Origin of the sequence: Microbacterium sp. GCS4, from assembly GCF_001262495.1 — a bacterium.
GTDB lineage: Bacteria > Actinomycetota > Actinomycetes > Actinomycetales > Microbacteriaceae > Microbacterium.
This window is the reverse complement of record NZ_LGYE01000001.1, coordinates 159,132-182,528: the sequence shown is the minus strand read 5'-3', so window position 1 is coordinate 182,528 and position 23,397 is coordinate 159,132. Positions and strand designations below refer to the sequence as shown.

Below are 23,397 nucleotides of genomic sequence, written 5' to 3'. Positions count from 1 at the left end.
GCCCGGCGACCCCACCGTAGACTGGTCTCGACCCCCGAACTTGGAGATCCATGTCACGCTTTTCCCTCGCGCCCCGCGTCCGCTACCTGATGGACCGCGCCCGGCGCATCGACGTCGGCTCCGTGATCGAGCGCGCGAAAGAAGCCTCCGCGCAGCACGGCAAGGCCGTGCCGCTCGTCGTGATCGACATGCTGTGGTCGGCCGGTCGGCACAACGTCGGCTTCCAGGACTACATCGACTACGACTTCGCGATCCTCTCGAAGGCCGAGCGCGACACGTACATGACCCACCCGGTGTCGAACCAGATCTCGCAGCAGTACGACCACCCGGACTACCGGCACCTCTTCCACGACAAGGCCGAGTTCAACGTGAAGTTCGATGCGCTGCTGAAGCGCGAGTGGATGCTGATCACGGCCGACAACGCCGAAGAGCTGCGTGCCTTCACCGAGCGTCAGGGCACGATCGTCGTCAAGGAGACGCACGGCCAGGCCGGCACCGGCGTGCACCGGTACCACGCGAAGGACGTCACCGACTGGGATGCCTTCCACGCCGAGCTGCTCTCCAAGAAGCAGGTCCTCGTCGAGGAGGTCATCCGCCAGCATGCCGACCTCGCCGCCGTCTGCCCCGGCACCGTCAACACGACGCGCGTCACCGCGTTCTTCGACGGTGAGAAGACGCACATCCTCGCGATCGCCCAGAAGTTCGGGCGTGGAGCGGTGAGCGACCAGATGAGCTTCGGCGGCTTCTACACGATGCTCGACGACGACGGTCACGCGGTCGGTCCCGGCTACGACTCGCATGGGCACGTGCACGTCACGCACCCGGACTCCGGCTTCACGATCGCCGACTTCCAGCTGCCGCTGATGGATCAGGTCCGCGAGTTCGTCGATCAGGCGGCGCGCGTCGTCCCGCAGGTCCAGTACGTGGGCTGGGACGTCGTCGTCACCCCCGATGGCCCCGTGCTCGTCGAGGGCAACTGGGGCGCCGGCGTGTACGAGAACAAGCCCAGCGTCACCGGCATCCGCACCGGGCACAAGCCGCGCTATCAGGCCGCGATCGGCTTCTGACCGTCCCCCGCCCGTCTATTTCTGCCGAACGGCAGCAAAAGACCCTCTGTTTCTGCCGTTCGGCAGAAACAGAGGGTCTTCGGAGTCAGACGGCGCGGACGATGCCCATCGGCGTGGACTGTCCGCCCTGACCAAGCGGGTTGTCGCTGAGGATCTGCACGAGACGCCGCTCGCCCGCCTTGTCGAGCGTCGAGCCGAGGATGTTGCCGCCGATGTCGTTGATGTCGACCACGGCGACGTCAACGTCTGCACCGACGATCCTCTGTACGCGGTGTGCGACCTCCCGCGGGTTCTTCGGCCCCAGCACGACGGCCTCGTTGTACGGAGGGATCGTGTTCTTGGTGGGTCCGTCGATCGCCCGGGCCTTGTCTCCCGCGATGCGGTAGAAGTCACCGCGTCGGCCGAACGCCTTCGTGATGACCGAGACACCGGCGGCGAACAGGATCCGCAGCGTCCCGCATTCGCGCAGCGCCATCTCCATGGTCTCGGGCATGCCGAGGCCGATGCCGTACGACGTGCGCACGACGTAGCGGGAGAGGAAGCGCGCGAGCGGACGCGGCGTGATCTCGTCGAGACGATACGAGCGTCCCTGCGTGATCGCGACGATCTTCTCGGTCACGAACAGCAGGTCGCCCGGCTGCACGGCGTCCTTCGCGTACTCCGTGATGACGGAGTCCAGGTCGTCCTTGGGCATGACCACGCGGGTCTTGATCGGGATCCGCGCATAGCTCGCCCCGTCGACGTTCGCCTCGAGCGCCTTGCCCTCGTTCGCGGCACTCACTCGAGGTAGTCCCGCAGCGACTGCGAGCGGCTCGGGTGACGCAGCTTCGCCATGGTCTTCGACTCGATCTGACGGATCCGCTCTCGGGTCACGCCGAACGTGTCGCCGATCTGGTCCAGCGTCTTCGGCTGACCGTCGCCCAGCCCAAAGCGCATCCGGATCACTCCGGCCTCGCGCTCGGAGAGCGAGTCGAGCAGCTGCTCGAGCTGACGCTGCAGCATCGTGAAGCCCACGGCGTCCGCCGGCACGACGGCCTCGGTGTCCTCGATCAGGTCGCCGAACTCGCTGTCGCCGTCCTCGCCGAGCGGCGTGTGCAGCGAGATGGGCTCACGGCCGTACTTCTGCACCTCGACGACCTTCTCGGGCGTCATGTCCAGCTCGCGGCTGAGCTCTTCGGGGGTGGGCTCGCGGCCCAGGTCCTGCAGCATCTGCCGCTGGACGCGGGCGAGCTTGTTGATGACCTCGACCATGTGCACCGGGATGCGGATGGTGCGGGCCTGGTCGGCCATGGCGCGCGTGATCGCCTGGCGGATCCACCAGGTGGCGTAGGTCGAGAACTTGAAGCCCTTGGTGTAGTCGAACTTCTCGACCGCGCGGATGAGACCGAGGTTGCCCTCCTGGATCAGGTCCAGGAACTGCATGCCGCGGCCCGTGTAGCGCTTCGCGAGCGAGACGACGAGTCGGAGGTTGGCGCCGAGCAGGTGGCTCTTGGCACGCTGACCGTCGCGGGCGACCCACTGGAGGTCCAGACCGAGCTGGCCGGTCTTCTCGGCGGCCGACATCGCGGAGAGCTTCTCCTCGGCGAACAGACCGGCCTCGATGCGCATCGCGAGCTCGACCTCTTCGGCCGCGTTCAGTAGTGCGACCTTGCCGATCTGCTTCAGGTAGTCCTTGACCGGGTCTGCCGTCGCACCCGTGATCTGGGTGGAGTAGACCGGCACGTCCTCGTCGTCGTTCGACGAGATGACGATCGCACCCGTGGGCAGCGGCTCGGTGAACGCGGGCTTCTTGTCGTCCTCGTCCTCGTCGGTCTCCTCGGCCGCAGGGGCCGCGGACTCGTCATCTTCGACGATGTCGTCCGACTTCTTCTTCTTCGCGGGAGCGCGCTTGGCGGCCGCACGCTGCGCGGCGGTCTTGGGCGCGGGCTTCTCGGCCGTCTCCTCCGCCTGGGGCTCGACCTCGGGAGCCTCGGCGGTCTTCTTCGTCCGGGTTTTCTTCGTCGTGGCAGGAGTCACGTTTCGCCTTTCACGGGGCCGCGGGCGGCCTCGGGACATTTCGGACACTAGTAAGACCCTTGTCAAGCCCGATCTCCGGGGAGATCGATTGACAACGGGTCGGACTCCTAGTATACCCACACGTGCGAGTGCGAAGGTCCACTCGGACGAACTTGCCGCCCGCGCAGGCTCAGCCCCGGCCCGGCTTGTCCTCGTCACCGGTGCGCCGCGAGGCCAGATAGCGCTCCAGCTCCGCCGCGAGTTCATCGGCGGACGGGAGATCGCGCTCGTTGAATCCGCCCTCGTCGTAGGAGGCGTCCTCGGGATCGCGGCCGGCCATGTAGGCGTCGTAGCGCCGCTCGAGGCCGTGCACCATCTGCTGCAGCTCGTCGTTGCCGAGCACCTGCTCGTCGACACGTGACAGGTAGTCCTCTCGGCGCTCCTGCACCTCGTCGAGCATGAGCACCAGCCCGGTCGCCGCCATGAGCCGCTCGGCGGCCGCGATGACGGCATCCGGGTTCTCGGTCTCGGCGAGGTAGTGCGGCACGAGCAGGACGAACCCGACGACGCGGTCGCCGCGCTCCGCGAAGCGGAACTCCAGGAGGTGTCCGGCCGTCGCCGGGACCTGGGTCCGCGGACGCCACACCGAGTGCGCGACCGTGAGCTCGCGGCGGTTGCCGCTCACCGTCGTGCCGATCGGCCGCGTGTGAGGCACAGGCATCGCGATCGAGTGCACCCAGCTGAGGCCCGACACCTCGAACTCGGACGCGAGGTCGAGCACGGTGCGGGCGAACTCGTTCCAGACGAAGTCCGGTTCGTATCCGGCGAGGAGCAGGAACTGCTGACCCAGCGCGTCGGTGGCGAGCGAGAGCTCGAGGCGGGCCGGGCGGAACTCGGTCAGGTGATCCTGATCGAATGCGATCACCGGACGACGGGCCCGGTAGTCGAGCAGCACGTCGTTGTCGAAGACCGCGATGGGCTGCGGCGAGGTGGTCTCCCGGAGGTGCTCGATGAGCCCGGAGACCGCGTTGCCCGCGTCGGTGAAGCCCGTCAGCAGCAGGACCAGGGGCAGCCCGCGCGGCACCGCCGGCGCGTTCGCGACACGTTCGTGGATGTCTCCGGAGAAGGGCATGAGTCCATGCTACGAGCCGCGGCCGACGCGGGGGCGGCGACCGTCATGCTCACAGCGAACACGCCGCACGGCGACCGCGGGCGGCACGATCCCTAGGATGGAGTCATGACGCTTCCCGCGCTCTCGCGCACCACCGATCAGTTCCCCGGAAGCGCTGCAGACGCCGCAGTGCTCGTCATCCCCGAGATCAGCGACTCGGTCGAACCGCTGTCCGGCTACCCCGGACTCGCGGAATCGCTGCAGGGCGTCGGGTACACGGGATCCGCGTCGGCCTTCACCCGCGTGCACGCCCCCGAGACGACGACGCTGCCCTTCGCGGTCGTCGGCGTCGGTCGCACTCCGGATGCCGCCGCGGTCCGCACCGCGGTCGGCACCGCTCTTCGGAGCCTCACCGGCTTCGACACCGTCTCCCTCGCCCTGGCTCCCGGGCTCGAGGAGTTCGCGGATGCCGCGGCCGAGGGCGCCGTGCTCGGCGGCTACCGCTTCGACGGCTACCGCACCGAGAAGGGCAAGCCCCGCGCGACCTCGGTCATCCTGCACGCGGCGCTCGACGATGCCTCCGTCGAGAAGGCGGCCGCGGTCGGCGACGCCGTCGCGCTCGTCAAGGACCTCGTGTTCACCCCCGCCGAATGGCAGAGCCCCGCACAGCTCGCGCAGAGTGCCGCCGACAGCGTCCAGGGCCTCGACGTGACTGTCGAGATCCTCGACGAGGATGCTCTCGCCGAGCAGGGCTTCGGCGGCATCCTCGGCGTCGCGCAGGGCTCCGACCGTCCCCCGCGCCTCGTCCGCCTCGACTACGCGCCCGCCGATGCGACGCGTCACATCGCTCTGGTCGGCAAGGGCATCACGTTCGACACCGGAGGCCTGTCGCTCAAGCCCGCCGCGTCCATGGTCGGCATGAAGTTCGACATGGCGGGCGCGGCCACGAGCCTCGCCGCGCTGCGCGCGATCGCGACACTCGGCCTGCCGGTGCGGGTGACGGCGTGGCTGTGCATCACCGACAACATGCCCTCGGGCCGCGCACTGCGCCCGGGCGACGTCCTGCGGATGCTGGACGGCACGACCGTCGAGGTGCCGAACACGGATGCGGAAGGGCGTCTCGTGATGGCCGACGGCCTCGTCGCCGCGAGCCGCGAGCACCCGGATGTGATCATCGATGTCGCGACCCTCACGGGCGCGATCGTGATGGCCCTCGGGCACCGCCACACCGGCGTGTTCGGCGACGACGACACGGTGGCCGAGCTGCTGGCGGCCGCGGACTCCGCCGACGAGCTCGCCTGGCACATGCCGCTCCCCGATTACATGGAGGATTCGCTCGACTCGCCCATCGCGGACATGCAGAACGCGAACATGGGCGACCGCATGGGCGGCGCGTCGTACGCGGGTCTCTTCCTCCGCCGGTTCATCGGCCGCGTGTCCGACGAGGACGACGCGCCGCGCATCCCCTGGGTGCACCTCGACATCGCCGGATCCGGCGAGCACAACGGAGCCCCCTACGGCTTCACGGACAAGGGTCCAACGGGGGCGATGGTCCGATCGATCATCGCCTTCGCCGACGCATCCCACACGGAGGCTTGACCACATGACAACCCACACCTTCGACATCGTCGTCCTGGGCGGAGGCAGCGGCGGCTACGCCGCGGCGCTGCGGGCCAGCGAGCTCGGGAAGAGCGTCGCCCTCATCGAGAAGGACAAGGTCGGCGGCACGTGTCTGCATCGCGGCTGCATCCCCACCAAGGCACTGCTGCACGCGGCCGAGGTCGCCGAGCATGTGCGCGACGCGGCGCACGTCGGCATCACCGCGACGCTCGAGAACATCGACCCCGCCGGTGTCCGCGCGTATCGCGAAGGAATCGTCGCCAAGAAGTTCAAGGGGCTCGAGGGACTCGTCAAGGCTCGCGGCATCACGACCGTCTCCGGCGCCGGACGGCTCAACGCCGACCGTTCGGTGAGCGTCGGCGACGACGTCTACGTCGGTGCGGACGTCGTGCTCGCCACCGGGTCGTACAGCCGCACGCTGCCTGGACTCGAGATCGGAGGACGCATCCTCACGAGCGAGCAGGCCCTCTCGCTCGACGTGATCCCGGAGCGCGTGCTCATCCTCGGCGGCGGCGTCATCGGCGTGGAGTTCGCGAGCGTCTGGCGTTCGTTCGGCGCCGAGGTCACGATCATCGAGGCTCTGCCGCACCTGGTGCCCAATGAGGACATCGCCCTGAGCAAGGGGCTCGAGCGGGCGTTCCGTCGGCGCGGAATCCAGTACTCGCTCGGTGTGCGGTTCCAGACGGCCGCGCAGGACGACTCGTCCGTCACGGTCACGCTCGAGGACGGGAAGGAGTTCACTGCGGACTACCTGCTCGTCGCGGTGGGACGCGGACCCGTCACGGCCGACCTCGGCTTCGAGGAGGCGGGGGTCACGCTCGATCGCGGCTTCGTCACGGTCGATCAGGATCTGCGCACGGGTGTGCCGGGGGTCTGGGCTGTGGGCGATATCGTCCCCGGCCTGCAGCTCGCGCACCGAGGGTTCCAGCAGGGCATCGCGGTGGCCGAGCGGATCGCCGGCCTCACGCCGGCGAACGTCCCCGACTCCCAGATCCCGAAGGTCACGTACTCGAGCCCCGAGGTGGCATCGGTGGGCGTGACCGAGGAAGCGGCGGTCGCGGAGCACGGTGCGGACGCCGTGGTCGCATACGAGTACAACCTCGCCGGCAACGGCAAGAGCGAGATCATCGGCACCGGTGGCCTCGTCAAGGTGGTGCGCCTCAAGGACGGCCCGGTCGTCGGCGTGCATCTTCTCGGAGACCGCGTGGGCGAGCTCATCACCGAGGGACAGCTCGCGGTGGCGTGGGAAGCCCACCCAGAGGACATCGCGCCGCTGATCCATGCTCACCCCACTCAGAGCGAGGCTCTCGGCGAGGCGTTCCTCGCCCTCGCCGGCAAGCCGCTGCACGCCCTCTGACATCCCGAAACCCCCGACCAGCGGGGCGGAACACCAACCGCCGCGCAGGTCACTAAGCTAGACAAGCGTCATACAACTTCCTGAAGGAGACTCCGTCATGAGCACATCCGTGGTCCTCCCCGCTCTCGGTGAGAGCGTCACAGAGGGTACGGTCACCCGCTGGCTCAAGCAGGTGGGAGACACCGTGCAGGCGGATGAGGGCCTGCTCGAGATCTCGACCGACAAGGTCGACACCGAGATCCCCTCCCCCGTCAGCGGTGTGATCGAGGAGATCCTCGTCGCCGAGGACGAGACCGTCGAGGTCGGCGCGCTGCTCGCGCGCATCGGCGACGGCAACAGCGCCGCTCCCGCGGCCGACGCTCCCGAGGCTGCCGCTCCGGCAGCCGAGGCTGCTCCCGCCGAAGCGGCGCCCGCGGCCGAGGCACCCGCTGCGGAGGCACCTGCTGCGGAGGCTGCTCCGGCGCCCGCGGCTGAGGCGCCCGCCGAGTCCGCACCCGCCGCCGCTCCGTCCGGCGACGCCAAGGACATCGTGCTCCCCGAGCTGGGCGAGAGCGTGACCGAGGGCACGGTGACCCGCTGGCTGAAGCAGGTCGGCGACTCCGTCGAGGTCGATGAGGCGCTCCTCGAGATCTCGACCGACAAGGTCGACACTGAGATCCCCTCGCCGGTCGCCGGCGTTCTCCAGGAGATCGTCGCGGCCGAGGACGAGACCGTCGCTGTCGGCGCCGTGCTCGCCCGAGTCGGCTCGGGAGCAGCTCCCGAAGCCGCTCCGGCACCCGCTGCTGCGCCCGAAGCCTCTGCTGCTCCCGAAGCCGCTCCGGCACCCGCCGCGGCTCCCGCTGCCGAGGCTGCTCCGGCACCGGCCGCTCCGGCCGCTCCCGCTCCCGCCGCTGCAGCACCGGCCGCCGCTCCGGCACCCGCCGCACCTGCCGCGGCTCCGGCACCCGCTGCTCCGAAGCTGTCGCTCCCGACCGAGAACGACAACCTGTATGTGACGCCGCTCGTCCGCCGTCTCGCTTCGCAGCAGGGCGTCGACCTGGCGACCGTCACGGGTACCGGTGTCGGCGGACGCATCCGCAAGGAAGACGTGCTCAAGGCAGCGGAGAACGCTGCGACCGCTCCGGCCGCGGCTGCGGCCCCGGCTGCACCGGCGCTCGAGGTCTCCCCGCTCCGTGGCACGACTCAGCCGATGTCCCGCCTGCGCAAGGTCCTCGCGCAGCGTGCCGTCGAGTCGATGCAGCAGACCGCGCAGCTCACGACGGTGGTCGAGGTCGACGTGACGGCTCTGGCCGAGTACCGCGACAGCGTCAAGGGCTCGTTCCTCGAGAAGACGGGCGACAAGCTCTCGTTCCTCCCGTTCTTCGCGCTGGCTGCTGCGGAGGCCCTCCAGGCCTTCCCGATCGTGAACTCCACGGTCGACGGCGACCAGATCGTGTACCCGGCGACCGAGAACCTCTCGATCGCCGTCGACACCGAGCGCGGGCTGCTCACGCCGGTCCTGCGCGACGCGGCGTCGAAGAACATCGCCGAGATCGCCCACGAGATCGCCGACCTCGCCGCGCGCACGCGCGACAACAAGCTGAAGCCGGATGAGCTCGCGGGCGGAACGTTCACGCTGACCAACACCGGTTCGCGCGGCGCTCTGTTCGACACCCCCGTGGTCTTCCTCCCGCAGTCCGCGATCCTCGGCACCGGAACGGTCGTCAAGCGCCCCGGTCTCGTCAAGGTCGGCGGCACGGACGCGATCGCGGTCCGCTCGTACGTGTACCTCGCGCTCTCGTACGACCACCGCATCATCGACGGTGCGGACGCGGCCCGCTTCCTCGGCGCCGTCAAGGCACGTCTCGAGTCGGCGCAGTTCGCGGCGCAGCTCGGAGCCTGACCGCACACGCATCATCATCCTGGCTGGTCCGCGACGTCGTAGGCGTCGCGGACCAGCCATTTCTCGTCCATGCGGACGAGCACCAGCATCCGGTCGTATCCAGCGACTCCCGCGCCGCCAGCGCCGGCATCTCCGCCGCCGACACCGTCACCGCCCGCTGACAGACGCACGACGACGGCGCCACCGTAGTCGTCGACGAGAGCGATGCTCTCCTCTCCCCCGGACGGACGCGCATCATCCGGGGAGCTCTGGAAGAGCTCGACGACGTGATCTGCCCCCGCGACCACCGCGCCGGCGCACGACCGGTCGTCTGCGACGGCGCAGTCGCGGATGACCGCCACCAGCCGGGCCGCCTCGTCTTCTATCACCGACACCGGTCGGTCACCGGCTCCGTGCGCGAGCGGATGGTCCTGGTCGTTCGGTCCCGGCGGCACGGCGTCGGGTGAGCTGCCGGCCGCAGTCGTCGGCGAGTCCGTCGGTAACAGGGAGGCTCCGCCTCCATCAGACTCCGCAGGTGCCACTCCGCGCCCGACCGTGGGCTCATCCGCCTGCCCGCCGGAGTCCGACGGCCACAGCAGGCCCGCCGCAAGCACGGCGCCGGCGGCAGCCAGCCCCACCGCCAGCTTCGGCATCCGACGCCGGTCACCCTCTCGAGGGCGTTGCCGGTCCGCCCCTCCCGTACCGACCGACGCCGCGGCACGCGTCGGCAGCGGCAGCCCGCGCACCGCGCTCAGGCCCCGCGCAGCGGCCGCGCGGACGACAGCCACCACGCCCTCTCCCCGCGGCGCCCGCGCCCGCGGGTGACGCCGACCCCTTCGCCCGTCCTCGGCTCGCGTCACGCGGCCCTGCGGGCGATCAGTCACTGCTGCTCGCAGGGCGCCGATCTCCCGCCCGGCACTGCTCGGCGCCCCACTCCCTTCGGTGTCATCCGCGCTGACGAGCGGTCTGGGCGCGGCCACGGAGAGGAGCTCGGACTCCCAGGCGTCGATCTGTCGTCGTGGGACCTCGGGGCGTTCGGAGTGCCGACGCAGCCCCTCTGCGACCGCCTCGAGCACCCGCCGTTGCACGCGGTCGGCGCTCTCGGATGCCGCCGTCTCCAGAAGCACTGCCGCGGCGATACGCGCGTCCTCTTCCTCGCCGATCACGAGCACCGGGCATCCCGCATCCGTCAGCCACCACTCACCGCTGCGCGCGTCGGTGGGATCGACGCCCAGTTCGCCGATCCCACGCAGCAGGCTCACGGCCAGTGTGCTGACCTCCCCACCGGACAGCGCGCTCCCCTGCCCCGCTCGGCGTCCGAGGAACACGGCCACCTTCTCCGTGCACCACGGCAGCAGGACGTCGTGTCCGTCGACACGACGCACCACGTCCAGCGGCGCCGCGACATGCCTCGCCCCCGCGAGGGACCAGCCGCCCCACCCGGCCAGCCCCTCCGCATCCCGCAGCACCGCCATGGAGTCCCCATCCGCGACGAGCACCCCGGGGAACGGCCCTTCACCAGCCCCCAGACGACGCACGACCCGATGCGCGCCCGGAAGCAGCGCTCTCGTCCTCCGCATGGTCGTCTCGCTCGTCGTCATGGCGTCCATCAGAGCGCATCCCGAGGAGCTCCGGAGCACGATCGAGGGGGTGTGGACGGATCCGGCCGCGACCGGCGGATGTGGAGGACGAGTCAGCGAATCCGCCCGACGCGAACGGAGTCATGACGGCATCCGGGAGTCGGTATCCTGGGAGCATGGCAAACCGTTCGTCCGCTCCCGAGAAGCGCCCGGGGTTCTTCTCCCAGATCAAGTCGCTCTTCCGGTTCACCCGTGAGGTGTACCCCTGGCTTCCCTGGGCCCAGATCGCGATTCTGATCGCCGGTGTGCTGGTCGGCCTCATCGCCGGCTTCCTGATCCCGCCGTTCCAGGTGTGGACCTTGATCCTCTGGGGCATCTCCGGCCTGATGCTCGGTGTCTTGGGCGCCATGTTCCTCATGACGCGACTCTCCACCTCCGCGATGTACCAGAAGATCGACGGCATGCCGGGCGCTACCGGCCACGTGCTGAGCACGAGCCTCGGTCGCAGCTGGCAGGCCTCCGAGACGCCCGTCGGCATCAACCCCAAGACGCAGGACGCGGTCTACCGCACCGTCGGCCGCGGGGGCGTGGTCGTCGTCGGCGAGGGCTCGCGCGGACGTTTGACCCGTCTCGTCAACGACGAGCGCAGCAAGGCCGCCCGCGTCGCGCACGGTGTGCCTGTCACCGTTCTCTACGTCGGACACGGCGACGACGACGTCGCGATCGCCGACCTGTCGAAGACCATCAAGAAGCTTCCCAAGGCGATCGACAAGGCCACCATGGCCGCCGTCATCAAGCGCATCGAATCGGTGTCGCAGTCGATCTCCTCGCTGCCGATCCCGAAGGGCATCGACCCCACGAAGGTGCGCGCACAGCGTCCGCGTTGATCCGCATCGACTGACGTACACGAAGCGCGGCCGTCCTCTTCCGAGGACGGCCGCGCTTCGTCGTATCGAGAACTACTCGGAGAGCGGCTGACGAGGCAGTCGACGCACCTTGGCGCGACGACGACGACGCTCGGGAACCATGGAGCGCATCTCGTCGAGCTTGCCGAAGCAGAAGAGCCGATCGTCCGCCTCGAGCACCACGTGCTTGCGCGGGTTCGGGATCACGGTCACACCGCGGTGCAACGTGAGCACGGTGATGTCGCGCTCCCAGAGCCCGGCCTCACCGAGCGTCTTGCCGACCAGGTCCACGGCTCCATGCACCATGAGCTCCGCCACGCCGTAGCCGGTGGAGACGGTGAGACGCTGGCGCACGTCGATCTCGGGGAACGCGACCTGCCCGGCGATGTAGTCGATGATCGCACCGGCGACGTCGAGCTTCGTGGCCGTCTCGATCCCCTGCAGGCCGGGCGAGGAGTTGACCTCCATCACCAGCGGCCCGTCCTCCCCCTCGAGCATGTCGACGCCGGCGACGCGCAGGCCCATGATCTGGGCCGACCGCACGGCTGCGCGCTCGTACACGGGATCGAGCTCGATCGCCTCGACGGACCCTCCCCGGTGGACGTTGGAGCGGAACTCGTCGCCCGCGGCGGACCGGCGCATCGCCGCGACCACCCGGTCGCCGACGACGAGCGCGCGGATGTCCTTGCCGCGGCTCTCGGAGATGAACTTCTGGATGAGCACGTTCTGCTTGGTGGAGTGCAGCGTCTCGATGATCGCCTCGGCGACCTTGACCTGCGGCGCGAGGATGACGCCGATCCCCTGGGTGCCCTCCAGCAGCTTGATGACGACGGGTGCGCCGCCGACGCGCTCGATGGCGGGGCGCACGTCGGCGCGGTTGCGGACGAACGCCGTGGGCGGCATGGCGATGTTGTGCCGAGACAGGATCTGGTTCGCGCGGAGCTTGTCGCGCGCGCTCGAGATGCCGTTGGCGGTGTTGGGCGTGTAGACATCCATCTGCTCGAACTGGCGGACCACGGCCGTGCCGAAGTAGGTGATCGAGTTGCCGATGCGGGGAAGGATCGCGTCGTAGTCGCTGAGCTGCCGACCGCGGTAGTGCAGATCCGGTTCGTCGGAGGTCAGATCGATCGCGAAGCGCAGGGTGTTCAGCACCTTGACGTTGTGGCCGCGCTGGAGGGCGGCGGCACGCAGTCGTTGGGTGGAGTACGCCTGCGGCGCGCGAGAGAGCACTGCGATCTTCACGAAGGATTTCCTGCCAGGATGGTCGGGTGAGTAAGTCATCCCATTCAAACACTCTTATCGGGTGGCGAGAATGGGTGAGCCTGCCCGATCTCGGCGTCGACTGGCTCAAGGCCAAGATCGACACGGGAGCGCGCACGTCATCGCTGCACGCCTTCGACATCCACGAGTTCGAGCGCGACGGCGTGTCGTGGGTCCGCTTCCGAGTCAAGCCCTGGCAGGACAGCCAGGAGGATGCCGTCGACGTCGAGTCCCCGGTGCACGACCGCCGCGCGGTGCGGAGCTCCTCCGGCCATGCGCAGGAACGCTTCGTCGTCGAGCTGCTCATCCGGCTCCACGACCGCGAGGTGCTCGCCGAGGTCACGCTGAGCAACCGGGACGAGATGGGATTCCGGATGCTGATCGGGCGCGAGGCGCTCAAGCAGGGCTACGTCGTCGATCCGTCGCGATCGTTCGTGGGCGGACGCGCACCGCGAGAGGCGAGGCGCCGCAACCGCGGCAAGGAGTGATCCCGCTCAGGCGCGCATGAGCACCAGGCCCGCGGCCTTGTCGTGCAGACCGCGCTGATCCGTGTCCCAGATCACTGCGGGGATCACGACGACGAGCAGGAGCGTGCGCACGATGGGCCGCCAGATGCCGACCCAGCCGCCGCCGAGTCGCACGAGGCGCATGCCGAGGATGCGGTGTCCCGGACTGCCACCCGCCGTGGGGATGAACAGGATCTGCAGCACGGCGAACACCGCCATGGGCGCGAACTGGGTGAGGCCGGCTTCGGACGGCAACGCGAACTGGTCGAATCCGAGGAACCCGGTGGCGATGATCGTCGCGGCGACGTAGTCGATGAGCAGAGCGCCGATGCGGCGTCCCGGACGGGCGATGCTGCCGGTCCCGGCCTTCGGCATTCCGAGTCGTTCACCGGGGTACGTGTTCACAGCATCCGTCACACATCAACCCTACCGGCGTGTAACACGCTGGAAACAAAGCGGATACCGTGGAGTAACGCCCCGGCCGTACTGTGCAAATTGGCCGTGAAGCCATCGACCCGCAATCCAGGAGCTTTTCATGTTCAAAGATTCGTCCGAGGTGCTCGCCTACATCAAGGAGAACGACGTCAAGTTCCTTGACATCCGCTTCACCGATCTCCCGGGTGTGCAGCAGCACTTCAACATCCCCGCCGCGACCGTCGACGAGGACTTCTTCACGGACGGCCAGCTGTTCGACGGCTCCTCGATCCGCGGCTTCGCGAGCATCCACGAGTCGGACATGCAGCTGATCCCCGACGTCACCACGGCCTACATCGACCCCTTCCGCGAGGCCAGCACCCTCGTGATGATCTTCGACATCTACAACCCGCGCACGGGTGAGATCTACTCCAAGGACCCGCGCCAGGTCGCCAAGAAGGCCGAGAAGTACCTCGCCTCCACCGGCATCGCCGACACCGCGTACTTCGCCCCCGAGGCCGAGTTCTACATCTTCGACGACGTCCGCTACTCGGTCACGTCGGGCGAGAGCTTCTACAAGGTCGACTCCGAGGAGGCCGCGTGGAACACCGGTCGTGAGGAGGAGGGCGGCAACCTCGCCAACAAGACCCCGTACAAGGGCGGCTACTTCCCGGTCAGCCCGGTCGACAAGACCGCCGACCTGCGCGACGACATCACGCTCAAGCTCATCGACGCGGGCTTCACGCTCGAGCGTTCGCACCACGAGGTCGGCACCGCCGGTCAGCAGGAGATCAACTACCGCTTCGACACCATGGTGCACTCGGCGGACGACATCCTGAAGTTCAAGTACATCGTCAAGAACACCGCCGAGGAGTGGGGCAAGGTCGCGACCTTCATGCCGAAGCCGCTGTACGGCGACAACGGCTCGGGCATGCACACGCACCAGTCGCTGTGGAACGACGGCAAGCCGCTGTTCTACGACGAGGCCGGCTACGGTCAGCTCAGCGACATCGCGCGCTGGTACATCGGCGGCATCCTGGCACACGCGCCGGCGCTGCTCGCCTTCACCAACCCGACGCTGAACAGCTACCACCGTCTGGTCAAGGGCTTCGAGGCTCCGGTCAACCTGGTCTACTCGGCCGGCAACCGCTCCGCCGCGATCCGCATCCCGATCACGGGCTCCAACCCCAAGGCCAAGCGCATCGAGTTCCGCGCGCCGGACGCCTCGGGCAACCCGTACCTCGCCTTCGCCGCGCAGCTCATGGCCGGCCTCGACGGCATCAAGAACCGCATCGAGCCGCACGAGCCCGTCGACAAGGACCTCTACGAGCTCCCGCCCGAGGAGGCCAAGAACATCCCCCAGGTCCCGAACTCGCTGCTGGACTCGCTCGAGGCCCTGCGCGAGGACCACGCCTTCCTTCTCGAGGGCGGCGTGTTCACCGAGGAGCTCATCGAGACCTGGATCTCCTACAAGTACGAGAACGAGATCCTGCCGATGGCCCAGCGCCCGCACCCGTTCGAGTACGAGCTGTACTTCGGCGTCTGATCTGAGCGAATCCCGCAGAACGCCCTCTCGACCTCGGTCGGGAGGGCGTTCTGCGTACCCGGGGCTGACCGCGGGGAGTGCGCTCGACGAGTCCGCGCGGAGACGTCGCGATCAGCGGGAGGTCGCGAATGAGTGCAGGGCGAGATCCTCGCTGAGGATCTCGCTCGCACGGTGACCGCGGACACTCGTCCCCTGGTCGTCGAGCGGAGGACTGACCACGGCCGCACCAAGCGACCCCGGCGCGGACAGGACGATGGTTCCCGAGACGCCTGACTTCGCCGGCACGCCGACCTGACGCATCCACCGACCCGAGCCGTCGTACACGCCGCAGGTCGCCATGACCGAGATGACGTCGCGGGCGACCTGCGCGCTCACCACGTTTACGCCGGTCACCGGATTGCGCCCGCCGGCCGCGAGCGTCGCTCCCATCAGAGCCAGGTCCCGCGCGTCGACCATCGTCGCGCATGCGCGGGCGTAGACCGCCACGGTGTCGTCGACGCCCAGCGCCAGCGTCCCCTCGGACCGCATGAGGTGCGCGAGGGCGTGGTTGCGGTCGCCGAGGAGGTGCTCGTTCCGTGCGATCTCCTCGTCGACGTCGAGCTCTCGCCCCGCGAAGGCCGACAAGCCTGCATGGATGCGTTCATTGCGAGCAGCCACATCCTCCCCGTAGACGAGCGACGCCGTCAGGAGCGCGCCGGCGTTGACCATCGGATTGGGCGGTCGCCCCGTGCCGCTCTCGAGCTTGATCGCGTCGAAGGCCTCGCCTGTCGGCTCGATTCCGACCTGGTCCAGCGCCTCGCCACGCGTGTCCTCGAGTGCGAGCGCGAACAGGAACGGCTTCACGGCGGACTGGATGCTGAGTTCGACGTCCGCGCACGCGCTGGAGTTCACGACTCCGTCGACCGTGACGAGCGCGAGAGCGACGAGATCAGGATCGGCGCGCGCGAGCTGAGGGATGCTGCGATCGACCGTGCCCTCCGCTTCGGGCAGGATCCGGGCGCGCAGCGCGTCCAGGTCGTATGTGCGTGGATCGGCGACGGAGTCCATACCGCCAAGCCTTTCACGGACGCGATCGCGCTGGGGCGCTCAGGTCGAGGGCCCACTCGTTGACCGCGAGCTCCGCACCACGGAACTGCTCTTCGAACGAGCCGACGAGCGCGAAGCCGTTGCGGCGGCAGACCCCGTTCGACGCGGCGTTGTCGACACCGGGGAACGCCACCAGGTGCCGACGGTCGCCGCGATGCTCCCGCGCGATGCCGATCAGCAGCGCCAGGGCCGCAGACGCCACTCCCCTGCCCTGTGCCTCCGGCAGCACGAACCAGCCCGTCTCGAACGCCGGCTCGCCGCGCCAGTCCACCGTCCAATAGCCGATCGCGCCGAGCGCCCGCCTCTGTCCGTCGTCGATCACCAGCATCCGCGCCTGGGACGGGTCGGTGAGGCCCAGATAGCGTGCGTGGCGCTCATCGACCCGGTGCGCGCTCTCCGGACCGTTCAGGTGCGCCGTCATCGCGGCGCTGTTCGCTGCACGCAGCATCGGCAGATCGTCGTCGGTCCATGCGCGCAGAGTCAGCGTCTCCATGCGCCGAGCCTGGCACACACCACCGACATCGCCGCACACGGTCTAGCACCCGCAGACCTGTCGCCGCCACCCCGGCGTGCCCTGCTTGACCGTGGCCTACGCCGGTGGTCAACTGAGAGGTCGGAAAGATCCAGAGGGGGCATCATGCGTCGGAAGACGATCAAGGCGCGGGTGGCGGCGGCGGAGACGCAGCAGAACCAGCCGAAGACCGCGGCAGCGGCGATCGCCCGCATCAACCCGTTCATGTTCGGCCTCCTCGGAGCTCTCGGCGTGCTCGTGGCGCTCGTGATCGGTGGGATCGTCGATCAGCTCGCCACCGTGCTCGTGTACATCGGGGTCGCGATCTTCCTGGCGCTCGGGCTCGACCCGATCGTCACCTGGATCGAGAAGAAGCTTCCCCGCGGGGCCGCCGTGGCGATCGTCGTCGCCGTCGTGGTGCTCGCCTTCGCCGGCATCCTGCTCGCGATCGTCCCGATCCTCGTCGAGCAGATCACCAATCTCGTGAAGGACGGACCCAAGATGGTCCAGGACTTCATGAACAGCTCCTGGTTCAAGGACGTGAGCGATCAGTTCGGCTCGACCTTCGAGGACGCGGCGCAGGGCGTGCTGAGCTTCATCCAGGACCCCGGCAACATCCTCAACATCAGCGGCGGAGTCTTCGCGGTCGGCGCGGGTATCGCCGGCGGGTTCACGGGCGTCACGATCGTGCTGATCCTCACGCTGTACTTCATGGCTTCGCTGCGCGGCATGAAGAAGGTCGCCACGCGCTTCGTCCCCGCCTACCAGCGCGACACGTTCAGCGGTCTTCTGGAGGACGTGTCGGGTGCTGTGGGCCGCTATGTCATGGGGCAGGCCAGCCTCGCCGCCATCAACGGCATCCTCAGCCTCATCATGCTGAGCATCATCGGGGCTCCCGTTCCCGCGCTGCTCGCGCTCATCGCCTTCATCGGCTCGATGATCCCACTCGTCGGCACGCTGACGGCCTCGATCATCAACTCCCTGATCTGCCTGATCGTCAGCCCGATCACGGCGCTGATCGCCTTCATCTACTACCTCGTGTACATGCAGATCGAGGCATACGTGCTCTCGCCCCGGATCATGAACAAGGCCGTGGCAGTGCCGGGTGCACTGGTCGTGATCGCGGCTGTCGCGGGCGGCGCGCTGGGCGGGATCCTCGGCGCCCTGGTCGCGATCCCGGTCGCGGCGAGCATCATCATCATCGTGCAGAAGGTCGTCTTCCCGTCGCAGGACAGCAAGATCGTCCCGCCGGGAACGCTCAGCGCACGATGAGCGCGGCGGGCTGCACCCGCACCGCGAACTCGGACACCTCGCCCACCTCTTCGCCGTCGATCTCGAACGTCTGCGGCGACGACAGCGTGACCGCGATGCGCTCTGCTGCGACATGGGTCGTGGAGTCCGTGCTCACGGCTTGATCGACCGCGCCGAAGATCCGACGGATGCCGTTCTCCCACACCACCGACCGGACCGTGTCGAGCCACTGCAATGGTCCGTCCGCGCTCACGAGCAGCATGTCGAGCTGGCCGTCGTCGATCACCGCGTCGGGCAGCAGGCGGATGCCGCCCTGCAGCATGCCGCAGTTGCCGATCAGCATCGTGTGACCGCGTAGCTCCTGCGCCTCGCCGTCGTCGAGCGTCATCGAGATATCGGTCATCTCGGTGCCCGCGACCGCGCGCCCCATGGCCTCGACGTACGCCAGCCAGCCGGCCTTGCTCTTGAGGTCGTCGTCGGTCTCGACGAGCATCTGCGCGTCGATCCCGAAGCCCACCATCACGACGAAGGCATGCTCTTCGCCGTCGCGCTCGACCCAACCGATGTCGATCGTGCGCGGTTCGCCATCGCGCACACGTCGCATCGCCGCCGCGACGTCGTTCAAGGGCACCTCGAGGTTGCGTGCCAGGAGGTTGCCCGTGCCCTTCGGGACGATCCCGAGCGCGACATCCGTCCCGGCGAGGCCTTCGGCGACCGCGCGCACCGTGCCGTCACCACCCGCCGCGATCACCACCTCGCACCCCGCCGCAACAGCCTGCGCGGCCATCCCGTGCCCCGGGTCCTCCGGCGTGGTCTCCCACCACTGGACGTCGGGCGCACCGGCATCCGTCTCGAAGACCTCGGCGACGGCCGACTTCAGCTCGTCCCCTCCGGGCTTGGACGGGTTCCAGATCACACCGAGCTTCGAGATCGTCATGAGGTCAGCCTGTTCCAAACCCGGCCGCTTGGCAACTCGACACGGCAGCGCGTGTCTCGACGGCGGTTCAGCCGTAGAAGAGCTGTTCGAACGCGCGCCGCGCGCGCCGCGTGACGCCGAGGTAGTCGTCCTCCAGCACGCTCGCCGAGCGGTCGGGATACCCCAGCAGCCGCCCGATCGCATCGAGGTCGCGCGGGTCGGTGGGCAGGACGTCGCTCGTCCGCCCCGTGTAGAGCGTGATCGCCGATCGCAGGCGGCTCGACAGCAGCCAGGCCGCACGCAGCAGGTCGGCGGAATCCGCCGGTACCAGGCCCGCTTCGACGGCCGCGTCGAGCGCGGCGATCGTCGACGTTGTGCGCAGATCCGGCACACGATGCGCGTGCTGGAGCTGGATCAGCTGGACGAGCCACTCCACATCGCTGAGCGTCCCCGGACCGAGCTTGAGATGCCGCCGCGGATCGACCCCCTGCGGCAGACGCTCCCCCTCGACCCGGGCCTTGATGCGCTTGATCTCCCGGGTGCCCTGCAGATCGATCGACGCCGGATAGCGGATGCTGTCGGCGAGTTCCGTGAACGACGCGATGAGCTTCGCGCTGCCCGCCACCCCGCGCGCACGGAGCAGGGCCTGCGCCTCCCACGACAGCGACCAGCGACGGTAGTACTCGGCGTAGGCCTGCAACGTCCGCACGACCGGCCCGTTGCGTCCCTCCGGGCGCAGATCCGCGTCGAGATCGAGGGGGACCCGATGGTCCGTGAGGTGCTCGCGGAGCCCTGCGACCATCCTCGTCGCGAGTGTCTGCGCGCGCTGCGGGTCGATGCCGTTCGCGTCGTACACGTAGAGGATGTCGGCATCCGACCCGAATCCGAGCTCGGCGCCGCCGTAGCGACCCATGCCGATCACGGCGAAGTCGAACGCGTCGTCCTCCTCGGGCACGATCTCGCGTCGCACAGCGCGAAGCGCCGCCTGGATCGCCGCGTCCGTGATCTCGGTGAGGGAGGTCGCGACCTGCTCGATGGTGAGCACGTCGAGGACCCCGCCCATCGCGGTGCGCAACAGCTCCCGACGGCGCAGCGCACGCACGGCCCGGAGCGCGTCGGAGATGCTCGCGTGCCGCGTCTGGATGGCCCGCGCCTCCTCGTCGAGCGCGGCGCCGCTGCGCGGACGGAGGAGGTCGCTGCTGTCGAGCCACGCGACCGACTCGGGGATCCACTCCATGAGCTCGCCCACATACCGCGAAGACGACAGCAGCCGGGTGAGACTCTCCGCCGCGCCCGACGAGTCCCGCAGCATCCGGAGGAACCAGGGGGTGTTGCCGAGCCGTTCGCTGATGCGCCGGAACGCGAGCAGCGCATAGTCGGGGTCGCTGCCGTCGGCGAACCACTTGACCATGACGGGCATGAGGTGCCGCTGGATCGTCGCCTTGCGGCTGAGCCCGGTCGTGAGCGCGCCGATGTGGCGCAGGGCGCCGGCGGGGTCGCGGAATCCGATCGCCATGAGCCGGTCGTGCGCCTGTGCGGTCGACAGCGTCCGCTCCCCCTCCGGGAGCGCAGCGACGGCGCTGAGCAGAGGACGGTAGAACAGGCGCGTGTGGATCTCGCGCACCTCGCGCCGCACGCCCTCCCATCGCGCCCAGACGCCCTCTCCGGAGTCGGCGAGACCCGTGCTGCGTGCGAGCACCCGCAACCCGGCCGGTGTGCGGGGCATGAGGTGCGTGCGACTCAGCTCGCGCAGCTGCAGACGGTGCTCCATGAGACGGAGGATCCGATAGTCATCCGCGAACGTGCCGGCCTCGGCACGCCCGATGTACCCGCCCTCCACGAGGGCGTCGATGCTCTCCAGCGTGCCGCGGGTGCGCAGCCGCTCGTCAGTGAGGCCGTGCACGAGCTGCAGCAGCTGCACCGTGAACTCGATGTCGCGCAGTCCGCCGGCGCCGAGCTTGATCTGGTACGGCACGTCCTCGGGGTCGATGTACTCCATCACCCGCTCGCGCATGCGCTGCACGCTGTCGACGAAGTTCTCCCGCGCGGCACTCGAGAACACCTTGGGCTGCAGAGCGGCGATGTACTCGGCGCCGAGCTCGGCGTCGCCGGCGAGCGGTCGGGCTTTGAGCAGCGCCTGGAACTCCCAGCTCTTCGCCCACCGGTCGTAGTAGGCGACGTGCGAGGCGAGGGAGCGCACGAGAGCGCCCTGCTTGCCCTCGGGGCGCAGCGCGGCATCCACCTCCCACAGCGGCGGCTCGACCTCGATCCCGCTGAGACCGCGCATCGTCTCGCGCGCGAGACGGGTGGCGATGTCGATCGCCCGCGGCTCGTCCACCACATCGTCGTCGAGTGTCCCGCCGACGAAGATCACGTCGACGTCGCTCACGTAGTTGAGTTCCCGCGCACCCGACTTGCCCATGCCGATGATCGCGAGCCGGGTGGCGGCGACCTGCTCTTCGCGCATCGTCTGCGAGAGCCGCCGTCGAGCGACCGCCAGCGACGCCTCGAGCGCCGCCCCGGCGATGTCGGCGAGAGCGGCGGCGACATCCGCCACGATCATCACGGGGTTGTGCGCGCTGAGATCGAACGCGGCGATCGCGGCGAGGCCGCGCCGATAGGCGACGCGCAACGCCACGATCGCGTCGTCGTCACCGGAGGCGGCGAAACCGTCGCGCGCGTCCACCGCGCCCAACAGGAGCGCGTCGAGCTCGGATGCCGTCGGCAGAGCGTCGTGCGGTTCACCCAGCACCGAGAGCTCCTCGGGATGCCGCAGGAAGAAGTCCGCAAGCCCTTCGGACGCGCCGAACACCCGCCACGCGCGCCTACGCGACTCCTCCTCACGGAACAGTGCGACGAGCGGAGCCGCGTCGCGCCGTGCGACGCGCAGCATCCCTTCCACCGCGGCGTCGGGATCGGCCGCGGTCGCCCCCGCGACGAGCACGCCGCGGTCGAGGCCGAGGATGCCCGCGAGCTCGGTCAGGTTCGCCGAGGCCTCACTGAGTTCTGCGAACCCGAGCCTGGCCAGAGCGGAGAGGGAGACGGAGTCGTCCGAACGGGCCATGCGCGACGCTCAGAGCAGCTCGAGGTTGTTCTTCAGCTCCAGCGGCGTGACCTGGCCACGGTAGGCCTCCCACTCCTTGCGCTTGTTCAGCAGCACGTAGTTGAAGACCGACTCGCCGAGCGTCTCGGCGACGAGCTCCGAGCCCTCCATGTACTCGAGGGCGTGGTCGAGGCTCGCGGGCAGCGCCGCATAGCCCAGTGCACGGCGCTCGGCGTCGCTGAGCGACCAGACGTTGTCCTCGGCCTCGGGCGGGAGCTCGTACTCCTCCTCGATGCCCTTGAGACCGGCGGCCAGCATGAGTGCGTACGCGAGATACGGGTTGGCCGCCGAGTCGAGCGCGCGGTACTCGACCCGGGAGGAGCCGCCCTTGTTCGGCTTGTACATCGGCACCCGCACGAGTGCGGACCGGTTGTTGTGACCCCAGGTCACGAAGCTCGGAGCCTCGTCACCGCCCCACAGCCGCTTGTACGAGTTGACGAACTGGTTCGTGACAGCGGCGATCTCGTTCGCGTGCTTGAGGAGGCCGGCGATGAAGTGCCGACCGGTCTTGGAGAGCTGGTACTTCGCACCCTCCTCATAGAACGCGTTGCGCTCCCCCTCGAACAGCGACATGTGCGTGTGCATGCCGCTTCCGGGGTGACCGCTGAGCGGTTTCGGCATGAACGTCGCGTACACGCCCTGCTCGATCGCGACCTCTTTGATGACCGTGCGGAACGTCATGACGTTGTCGGCCATCGTGAGCGCGTCCGCGTAGCGCAGATCGATCTCGTTCTGCCCGGGTCCGCCCTCGTGGTGGCTGAACTCGACCGAGATGCCGAGGTCCTCCAGCATCCGCACCGAGCGGCGGCGGAAGTCGTGCGCCGTTCCGCCGGGCACGTTGTCGAAGTAGCCGGCGGAGTCGACCGGCACCGGGCCCTCCGGGCCGAACGACGAGGACTTCAGCAGGTAGAACTCGATCTCGGGATGCGTGTAGAACGTGAAGCCGGCGTCGGCCGCCTTCGCGAGCGTGCGCTTGAGGACGTGTCGCGGATCGGAGACCGCCGGACGGCCGTCGGGCGTCGTGATGTCGCAGAACATCCGCGCGGTGGGGTCGATCTCGCCGCGCCAGGGCAGCGTCTGGAAGGTCGTGGGGTCGGGCTGCGCCAGCAGATCCGACTCATAGCTGCGGGTGAGGCCCTCGATCGCGGAGCCGTCGAACCCGATGCCCTCCGCGAACGCGCCCTCGACCTCCGCGGGCGCGATCGCGACCGACTTGAGCGTGCCGATCACATCGGTGAACCACAGCCGCACGAACTTGACGCCGCGCTCCTCGATCGTCCGGAGGACGAAATCCCTCTGCTTGTCCAC

Annotated in this window: 19 protein-coding genes; 8 read left to right on the top strand and 11 right to left on the bottom strand. The window is 68.9% G+C overall.

Features of this window, described 5'->3' with window-relative positions:
- Positions 1-50 precede the first annotated feature (50 nt).
- Entirely contained in the window at positions 51-1,067 is a 1,017-nt protein-coding gene (locus AKH00_RS00955) for a sugar-transfer associated ATP-grasp domain-containing protein (protein WP_050720865.1), read from the top strand.
- Positions 1,068-1,152: 85 nt separating this feature from the next.
- Here the strand turns inward: AKH00_RS00955 and AKH00_RS00950 are convergent, their stop codons facing one another.
- The 3 genes from AKH00_RS00950 to AKH00_RS00940 form a co-directional block, all read right to left on the bottom strand.
- A complete protein-coding gene (locus tag AKH00_RS00950) occupies positions 1,153-1,848 on the bottom strand; it encodes a coenzyme F420-0:L-glutamate ligase (RefSeq protein ID WP_050720864.1) in 696 nt (231 codons plus the stop codon).
- Positions 1,845-3,122: an RNA polymerase sigma factor gene (locus tag AKH00_RS00945; RefSeq protein WP_050720863.1), complete on the bottom strand. Its 1,278-nt coding sequence runs from the start codon at positions 3,120-3,122 to the stop codon at positions 1,845-1,847. The genes AKH00_RS00950 and AKH00_RS00945 overlap by 4 nt, the downstream gene beginning before the upstream one ends.
- A 130-nt stretch (positions 3,123-3,252) precedes the next feature.
- Positions 3,253-4,194, bottom strand: coding sequence for a proteasome assembly chaperone family protein (locus AKH00_RS00940; RefSeq protein ID WP_050720862.1), 942 nt, complete (start codon positions 4,192-4,194; stop codon positions 3,253-3,255).
- 105 nt (positions 4,195-4,299) lie between these two features.
- Between AKH00_RS00940 and AKH00_RS00935 the strand changes: the two genes are divergently transcribed.
- The 3 genes from AKH00_RS00935 to sucB all read left to right on the top strand — a co-directional run bounded on the left by AKH00_RS00935 (position 4,300) and on the right by sucB (position 9,032).
- Positions 4,300-5,772, top strand: a complete 1,473-nt coding sequence (locus tag AKH00_RS00935) for a leucyl aminopeptidase (protein WP_050720861.1) — start codon at positions 4,300-4,302, stop codon at positions 5,770-5,772.
- Positions 5,773-5,776: 4 nt separating this feature from the next.
- Positions 5,777-7,150, top strand: a complete 1,374-nt coding sequence (gene lpdA / locus AKH00_RS00930; protein WP_050720860.1) for a dihydrolipoyl dehydrogenase — start codon at positions 5,777-5,779, stop codon at positions 7,148-7,150.
- Positions 7,151-7,247: 97 nt separating this feature from the next.
- The gene (gene sucB / locus AKH00_RS00925) at positions 7,248-9,032 is read left to right on the top strand and encodes a 2-oxoglutarate dehydrogenase, E2 component, dihydrolipoamide succinyltransferase (RefSeq protein WP_050720859.1); all 1,785 of its coding nucleotides are present in this window, start codon (positions 7,248-7,250) and stop codon (positions 9,030-9,032) included.
- 14 nt (positions 9,033-9,046) lie between these two features.
- Here the strand turns inward: sucB and AKH00_RS18225 are convergent, their stop codons facing one another.
- Complete coding sequence (locus tag AKH00_RS18225) at positions 9,047-10,621, bottom strand: hypothetical protein (protein WP_050720858.1); 1,575 nt, start codon at positions 10,619-10,621, stop codon at positions 9,047-9,049.
- Positions 10,622-10,767: 146 nt separating this feature from the next.
- On the opposite strand from AKH00_RS18225, the gene AKH00_RS00915 reads away from it, so the two are divergent.
- Positions 10,768-11,478 (top strand): DUF4191 family protein, encoded by a 711-nt coding sequence (locus tag AKH00_RS00915; protein ID WP_050720857.1) that lies wholly within the window; start codon positions 10,768-10,770, stop codon positions 11,476-11,478.
- Between the two features lie 72 nt (positions 11,479-11,550).
- Here the strand turns inward: AKH00_RS00915 and AKH00_RS00910 are convergent, their stop codons facing one another.
- Positions 11,551-12,738, bottom strand: coding sequence for a RimK family alpha-L-glutamate ligase (locus AKH00_RS00910; protein ID WP_050720856.1), 1,188 nt, complete (start codon positions 12,736-12,738; stop codon positions 11,551-11,553).
- 26 nt (positions 12,739-12,764) lie between these two features.
- On the opposite strand from AKH00_RS00910, the gene AKH00_RS00905 reads away from it, so the two are divergent.
- Positions 12,765-13,244 (top strand): ATP-dependent zinc protease family protein, encoded by a 480-nt coding sequence (locus tag AKH00_RS00905; RefSeq protein ID WP_050720855.1) that lies wholly within the window; start codon positions 12,765-12,767, stop codon positions 13,242-13,244.
- 6 nt (positions 13,245-13,250) lie between these two features.
- On the opposite strand, the gene AKH00_RS00900 is transcribed toward AKH00_RS00905, so the two are convergent.
- Positions 13,251-13,637, bottom strand: a complete 387-nt coding sequence (locus tag AKH00_RS00900) for an RDD family protein (RefSeq protein WP_152926116.1) — start codon at positions 13,635-13,637, stop codon at positions 13,251-13,253.
- Between the two features lie 160 nt (positions 13,638-13,797).
- Here AKH00_RS00900 and glnA (AKH00_RS00895) point away from each other — a divergent pair, with 160 nt between their 5' ends.
- Complete coding sequence (gene glnA / locus AKH00_RS00895) at positions 13,798-15,222, top strand: type I glutamate--ammonia ligase (protein ID WP_050720853.1); 1,425 nt, start codon at positions 13,798-13,800, stop codon at positions 15,220-15,222.
- A gap of 111 nt (positions 15,223-15,333) precedes the next feature.
- Here glnA (AKH00_RS00895) and glsA read toward each other — a convergent pair whose 3' ends face one another.
- Entirely contained in the window at positions 15,334-16,269 is a 936-nt protein-coding gene (gene glsA / locus AKH00_RS00890) for a glutaminase A (protein WP_050720852.1), read from the bottom strand.
- Positions 16,270-16,282: 13 nt separating this feature from the next.
- Positions 16,283-16,801 (bottom strand): GNAT family N-acetyltransferase, encoded by a 519-nt coding sequence (locus AKH00_RS00885; protein WP_050720851.1) that lies wholly within the window; start codon positions 16,799-16,801, stop codon positions 16,283-16,285.
- Between the two features lie 144 nt (positions 16,802-16,945).
- Here AKH00_RS00885 and AKH00_RS00880 point away from each other — a divergent pair, with 144 nt between their 5' ends.
- The gene (locus AKH00_RS00880) at positions 16,946-18,091 is read left to right on the top strand and encodes an AI-2E family transporter (protein ID WP_050720850.1); all 1,146 of its coding nucleotides are present in this window, start codon (positions 16,946-16,948) and stop codon (positions 18,089-18,091) included.
- Here AKH00_RS00880 and AKH00_RS00875 read toward each other — a convergent pair.
- The 3 genes from AKH00_RS00875 to glnA (AKH00_RS00865) form a co-directional block, all read right to left on the bottom strand.
- Positions 18,078-19,007 (bottom strand): diacylglycerol/lipid kinase family protein, encoded by a 930-nt coding sequence (locus AKH00_RS00875; RefSeq protein WP_050720849.1) that lies wholly within the window; start codon positions 19,005-19,007, stop codon positions 18,078-18,080. The two genes, AKH00_RS00880 and AKH00_RS00875, sit on opposite strands and share 14 nt — an antisense overlap.
- 67 nt (positions 19,008-19,074) lie before the next feature.
- Positions 19,075-22,050 (bottom strand): bifunctional [glutamine synthetase] adenylyltransferase/[glutamine synthetase]-adenylyl-L-tyrosine phosphorylase, encoded by a 2,976-nt coding sequence (locus AKH00_RS00870; protein ID WP_050720848.1) that lies wholly within the window; start codon positions 22,048-22,050, stop codon positions 19,075-19,077.
- A 9-nt stretch (positions 22,051-22,059) separates the two neighbouring features.
- A complete protein-coding gene (glnA, locus tag AKH00_RS00865; RefSeq protein ID WP_050720847.1) occupies positions 22,060-23,397 on the bottom strand; it encodes a type I glutamate--ammonia ligase in 1,338 nt (445 codons plus the stop codon).